3 protein-coding genes and 1 pseudogene are annotated in these 6,004 nt (G+C 62.2%); 1 reads left to right on the forward strand and 3 read right to left on the reverse strand.

Going from position 1 to position 6,004, the window contains the following annotated elements:
- Positions 1-209: 209 nt before the first annotated feature.
- A pseudogene (locus EYQ35_02855) lies at positions 210-2,660 on the reverse strand (copper oxidase).
- Between the two features lie 606 nt (positions 2,661-3,266).
- Here EYQ35_02855 and EYQ35_02860 point away from each other — a divergent pair.
- A complete protein-coding gene (locus EYQ35_02860) occupies positions 3,267-4,364 on the forward strand; it encodes a DUF1214 domain-containing protein (protein ID HIF63082.1) in 1,098 nt (365 codons plus the stop codon).
- 16 nt (positions 4,365-4,380) lie between these two features.
- Here the strand turns inward: EYQ35_02860 and EYQ35_02865 are convergent, their stop codons facing one another.
- Together EYQ35_02865 and EYQ35_02870 are read right to left on the reverse strand one after the other, a co-directional pair.
- A complete protein-coding gene (locus EYQ35_02865) occupies positions 4,381-5,568 on the reverse strand; it encodes a lipid-transfer protein (protein HIF63083.1) in 1,188 nt (395 codons plus the stop codon).
- Positions 5,568-5,969 carry a benzoylsuccinyl-CoA thiolase gene (locus EYQ35_02870; protein HIF63084.1) on the reverse strand — a complete coding sequence of 134 codons (402 nt, stop codon included), beginning with the start codon at positions 5,967-5,969 and terminating at the stop codon, positions 5,568-5,570. The genes EYQ35_02865 and EYQ35_02870 overlap by 1 nt, the downstream gene beginning before the upstream one ends.
- Between the last annotated feature and the right edge of the window lie 35 nt (positions 5,970-6,004).

Here is a 6,004-nt window from a genome sequence, read left to right on the forward strand (position 1 = left end):
GTCGGCGCAGGCACGGTCGTTGTCGGCGCGGGCACGGTCGTGGTCGGCGCGGGCAGCGTCGTTGTCGGCGCAGGCACGGTCGTTGTCGGCGCAGGCACGGTCGTGGTCGGCGCGGGCAGCGTCGTTGTCGGCGCTATCGGGTTCGGCATATCCTCTTCGTCTGGATCGTCGATGTCTTCGAAATCCCCAGCGCTCGAGTCTTTGAAAAAGTCAGCCGCCGCCGTCGTATCCCCCGTGTACGCGGTGGGTATAAATGTCGACTCGTCATAACCGCAGCCGTTCCAGTCGGGCATGGGCGTAAGCATGGGCTTGAGATCGCCACTGTCGATGTCCCACCGCATCAGCATCGCGTGATCCTCATGCTGGGTGTTGTGACAGTGCTCCATGTACGAGCCGGAGAACTCCCTGAAGCGAATGATGAAGTCGATATCGCTGCCGCTGTCATCCATGCGCCCGATGCGATAGATGTCCTTGCGACTAAACTCCTCCCAGGCCGGCGGATCCTCGCCATCGCGCTTCAGGATTCGACCTTCCTCGAAATGCACGTGCACGTTGTGACTCCAGCCACCGCCGGTCGACAGGTGCCAGATCTCGACATCGCCCTTGGACGGCGACGCAGTGACCCGGTGAGGATCCATGCCAAAGCCCATGCCGCCGTCTGCTTTGATCGTCCATGGAGCCTTGTCGGTTCCGTTGCTTCGCCCAAAGCGGAACGTGCGATGGGTAGCATTTGCGATCTCTTCTTCGGTGAAATGAGGCATCGGGATCATCGCCTTCTTACCCTTCACGTAGTCGGCAGGGTCCATGCTCAGGTCGGTGTCCGCGTACTCGTGCACCCGTATCTCCATGAACTTGCCCACCGCCGAGTCGCAGCCGTCGTACTCGCCGGCCAGTATCTCCGCGAGCGAAATAGCCTGGTGCGGACGCTTTCCGTTCTTGTGCTCGAGCACGTTGACCATGTACAGCTTGTCGCCCGGCTGGTAACGGCTGAAATCCACGACTATGTCGTAGCGTTCGGCTATGGCCTGGGTGGGAAGTATCCCGTTGTGATCCTGCAGCTCGCCGTCGCGATCGAGATCCATGCTACCGTCAAAAGGCACCGCGTGCTCGAGGATGTTGCCGTCGTTGGCGATCATGTGAAACGGCACCCGGTCGTAGCTTCCATCGGCATTCTCCTTTACGATAGCAATCCGCATGAAGCGCGACACGTCGCCGTTCAGAATTCGCATTCGGTACCTGCGCGCGCGCACATCGAGGAAGGGCTTGTACAGCCAGTTCACCGTCATGCGGTCGCCCACGAAGCCGTCCGGGTTAAAAATATTAAACCAGAGCTGGCCTTCTTTGCCGTCCGAGGTGTCCTGCCCCCAGGCCTTGCTCGCCACCAGGACCTGCAGATCATAGTCGCGATTGCCCCAGCTCAGGTGGGTGCCGCTTGGCAGCCTCAGGTTTACGCCGTCGTCGATGGCCTCGTTGCCGCGATCCAGGGCGCTGTAGTAGTTCATCATCGCGGCGTTGCCCTTGTAAACATTCTGGGCAGTGTAATCGAGCATGTGATCGTGGAACCAGTGCGTGCTCATGGTCTCGCGCCAGTCACCGGGGATCTTGATATACCCCTCGGCCGGACACGTAACCGGCACCTGCCTCCCCTGCTTGGAGATAAGCATAACCTCGAGGGGTTCACAGGGAGTCGACGCACGAGGATCTGTCGCATCGGTATTTATCGAGTCGTGCCCCGCCAACACCATGGGCCAGTGGTAGTCATAAAACTGGCCTGGCAGAAAGAAAGACTGCGTGTAGCCGTCGCTCTCGGCCGGGTTGTGGCCATTGTGCTCGTGGGTAGAGATGAAATGGTTACCAAAGCCCCGGTTGTTCGAGAACTCGACCGGCAGCGTATTGTGATGTCGAAACAGTATCGACTCGCCGTACCTGGCCATCAGCAGCTTGGGAGGCAGCGTGCCGTCAAAGGTCCACAGCGTTGGGGCCTCCTGCACCGGCATGGCCGGATGAAAACGTATGTCTATTCCGGCACAGGACCCCTGCAGCTCGCCGGTTTCATCCTCGACCCCGCGGAAGTACAGACCGAACGGTCCCCACTCGGTCTCTTCCGAGAAACCGTGCATCTGCAACGGGTCACGCAGACCAAGATTGGGGCGCGAGCAGGCCTGGGCGGTTTGGAAAAACTTCTGGGGGAAGAACTCGTCCCAGCGCTGGTGAGCGTACTCTTCTCCCGGTGGGCGTCCATCGCAGTAAGACGACAAATCGTTGCCCGGCAGGGGCACGAGCGGGCCGGTCATGGTCTCGATGACCGACTGCCAGGGATTGCTCACCTCCATGTTGCATTCCCGGGTAGGAAACGGGTGGAGTTCCTGGGCCAGGAAGGCGTCCAACGCCAGGCTGTCTGGCGCGCTCCTGGTGTCCGGAGGGACGGGTAACGCCATCGTGCAGTCGCTACAGGGCTCGCCAAGCTTCTGTGTGCCGAACTCCTCGAACCTTAGAAAGGGCTGGTCAAACTCGCCCGCCCCGAACAGGGGGCTGGCGGTACCCCCGGTGGGTACATCGCAGCTGCTGGCGGATGCCGGCGTGGCGGTGGCTATTAGTATTCCAGAAGAAAAAACTACTGCTGCTACAAAAATACGCGCGTGCGCTGACTTCCCTCTCATGTGCGTTCTCCCCAGCTGAGTTCATGTGGAAGTGGTGCCTCAAAAGCCCTACTTACTTATGTCCACAAAACAGCGTATCTCTAGATCGCCTATTGGGCGGCGCCTGTCACCCCCCCCTACGGGTATTTTTGCGTTACCCTCAACTTAACGTCCGTTTGACCCCCCGGACGGGGGTTAAGAATGTATTAAACATTAGAAAAACGTTTGAACCCTTACCGGTTTTAGAAAATGCCCGGCAAAATAATGCAGATTGGCCCCCCCCCTTTCTGAGGGGGATGCATGGGGAAGTAAGATATAGCGTCTGCTATGTAGACTGGGGCAGCGGGGTGCTAATCCCCCCCCCTGCTGCTCACTCACCGGTCGGCTCGACGCCGAATATCGCTCCACAGGCAGACGACAGGGGGACTCTGTCGCGTTGCGCTGTATGAACTCCATCAGGTCACGAACGTCGATGTCGTTGAGCCCGAGCCTGGGCCTGGCCAGCCAGTCGTACTTTTCGTACTTGCCCATGGCCGCGCGTTCTCTGGTCAGAGGCGCCTCCAATCCAAATGATTGCGCGGGTAAACCACTGGCCCCAAGTCAGCAAACAATCTAGATTAAAACACGGTGAGAGATAACGCTGACAAGCTCGAACAGGCCTTCAACCGCTGGATAAAAACCCAGCGCCAGGCCTTTGACATCATGCGAGGGGCCGCAGCGACTGACCGTGAAGAAGACCTCGCCGAGGGGCATCGCTGGCTGACCCGCATCAGCCGGATTGCACTCGACTGGGTCGTCGAACGGGGCGACCCGCTTCACCCCGCGCTGTTCGGCAGCCAGGACGAGTACAACAAGCTCATGGGTGACAACCCGGACGTGAACTACCACTTCTGCGTTCTCGACCCTTCCCGCCGATACCGCCTGCACGGCAGCCGCGGGGAGGCGAGTTACGTGGGGCTTACCTTCGGCAGCGACATTTTCGGCAGCGGAGGACTCGGTGGAACCACCGTGCAAAGAGACCTGGATTCGTTCGAGGCCACGGCCGACGGCGACTGCGACATCGTGCTGGGCGGATCACCACGGGACGACAACTGGATAGAACTGCCCCCCGACACGGCCCACCTGGCCATTCGTGAGACCTTCCACGATCGGTCGACCCAGCAACCCGCGTGCTTGTCAGTGGAGCTTATAGACCCCGTGGAGCCGCCCCGGCTTGGGGCCGATGACTTTGCGCACTCGCTCGAACGCGCGGGAAACTTCCTGCTCACCGTGGTCAACATGTGTGTACAGACCTACGAGAAATCGGGTCTGCTGGTCAACGCCTTGGCCGGCGCTGCGGGAGACTCACACACGCGCGATGGGCGGGACCAGATACGTGGCCACGCCGACGCCGACATGCACTACATGGGGGGCCGTTTCAGGCTCGAGGCTGGCGAAGCGCTGGAAATCAAGATTCCGCCGGTGGAGAAACCGTTCACCTACTGGGGGCTGACACTGCTCAACCCCTGGCTGGAAAGCTACGACTACCGCTTTCGCAGGATATCGATGAACGACCGCCAGGCCCGCCGCGACGCGGACGGTGGGTGGACGCTGGTCGTGGCAGCCGAGGATCCGGGGCGGCCCAACTGGCTCGATGCCGGCGGCCGGAGCGAAGGCATGATGCTGCTGCGTTGGGTAAAGGTCACCGACCCCCCGCTACCGGAATGTCACCTCGTAGACCTCTGACGCGATTACGTCCGTTTTAGATCCTGACAACCACCGAGGATCCGTGGCCGAACAGGCCCTGGTTGGCGCTCACGCCCACGCGTGCACCCTCCACCTGGCGGCCATCGGCCTGCCCGCGCAACTGCCAGGTCAGCTCGCAGACCTGGGCTATGGCCTGGGCCGGTACGGCCTCGCCAAAGCAGGCCAGGCCACCGCTGGGGTTAACCGGCACGCGACCGCCCAGCGTGGTGTCGCCATCGTTGAGCAGGCGCTCGGCCTCGCCGGGGGCGCACAGTCCCAGGTTTTCGTACCAGTCAAGCTCAAGCGCCGTCGACAGATCGTAGACCTCGGCGGTGTCGACCTCGTCGGGGCCAATGCCCGCGTCCTCGTATGCCGCCGCCGCGATCGAGTCGCGAAAACTACGCCCCGGCAGGGGCACTCCGTGCGCCGAATCGGTCGAAAAATTGGGCATCTCGATCACCGTGTTCGGATAGGTGGGCGTTATCGTAGCAACTCCCGCCACGCGTACGGGGTCGGTGGTCATGCGGCGGGCGTAATCCATGCTGGTGAGCACCATGGCGGCGCCACCGTCGCTGGTGGCACAGATCTCGAGCAGGTGCAGCGGCTCGCTCACCAGCGGTGAGGACAGCACCTGCTCTTCGGTGACCTCCTTGCGGTAGCGGGCGCGCGGGTTCTCGAGCCCGTGGCGCGAGTTCTTCACCTTCACCCTGGCAAAATCAGCCGAGGTGGCTCCGTACAGGTCCATGCGGCGGCGGGCGTAGAACGCGAAGTAGGTAGGGTTGGTGGCGCCCAGCAGGCGAAAGCGCAGCCAGTCGGGGTCGTCGCCGCGCTCACCCTTGTTGGGCGCGAGAAAGCCCTTGGGCGTGGTGTCGGCGCCGATTACCAGGGCCACTTCGCACTTGCCCGACAGTATCTGCGCGCGGGCCAGGTCTATGGCCTGGGCACCGCTGGCGCAGGCGCCGTAGCAGCTCGCCGCCTGGTTGCCGGTAAAACCCAGCGCCTGGGCAAAGGTGGCCCCGGCCACGTAGCCCGGGTAGCCGTTGCGCATGGTATCGGCACCGGCCACGAACTGGATGTCTTTCCATGACAAGCCGGCATCGGCCAGCGCGTCGCGGGCAGCCACCTTGCCGTACTCAACAAAGTTGCGCCCCCACTTTCCCCAGGGGTGCATGCCAACGCCAAGCACGGCCACGTCGCGCGACATCAGCCCTTTCCTCCGGTGGCCGGCTGCCACTTCCACACCAGGTACTCGTTGTCGTCGTCCTCGTAGAGGGTGCCCAGCACCAGCTCTACGGGGTCGCCGACCTTCACTGTCTCGGGGGCAACACCGTCGGCGAGCTGGCCCAGGATGACCATCTTTTCTTCCTCGAGCTCGACGGCCAGCACGGTGTATGGCTCAAACGGTTCGGGCGACATGTAGGGCTCGGGCGGCTGGTAGTGGTTGGTGGCCAGCGACCACACGCGCCCCCTGCGGCTGAGCTCGACCGGCTCGCGCTCCTCAAACGGGTGGGCGGGGTTTGCCGAGGTGGCCATGGATGGCGGGAAAAAATAGCTGCCGCTGTCTACCCCGCGCGTGCCCAGCAGGCGCGGCTCGTCGGCGTCCATCGTAAACCAACCCTCGGCTGCCGCTACCCTGTTCT

The organism is Candidatus Binatota bacterium, assembly GCA_012960245.1.
Lineage (GTDB): Bacteria > Desulfobacterota > Binatia > UBA1149 > UBA1149 > UBA1149.

Coding starts and splice junctions, on each gene's coding strand:
- EYQ35_02865 (HIF63083.1), bottom strand. CDS start 5,568: ATGTCGCGCGACGTGGCCGTGCTTGGCGTTGGCATGCACCCCTGGGGA.
- EYQ35_02870 (HIF63084.1), bottom strand. CDS start 5,969: ATGGACGCCGACGAGCCGCGCCTGCTGGGCACGCGCGGGGTAGACAGC.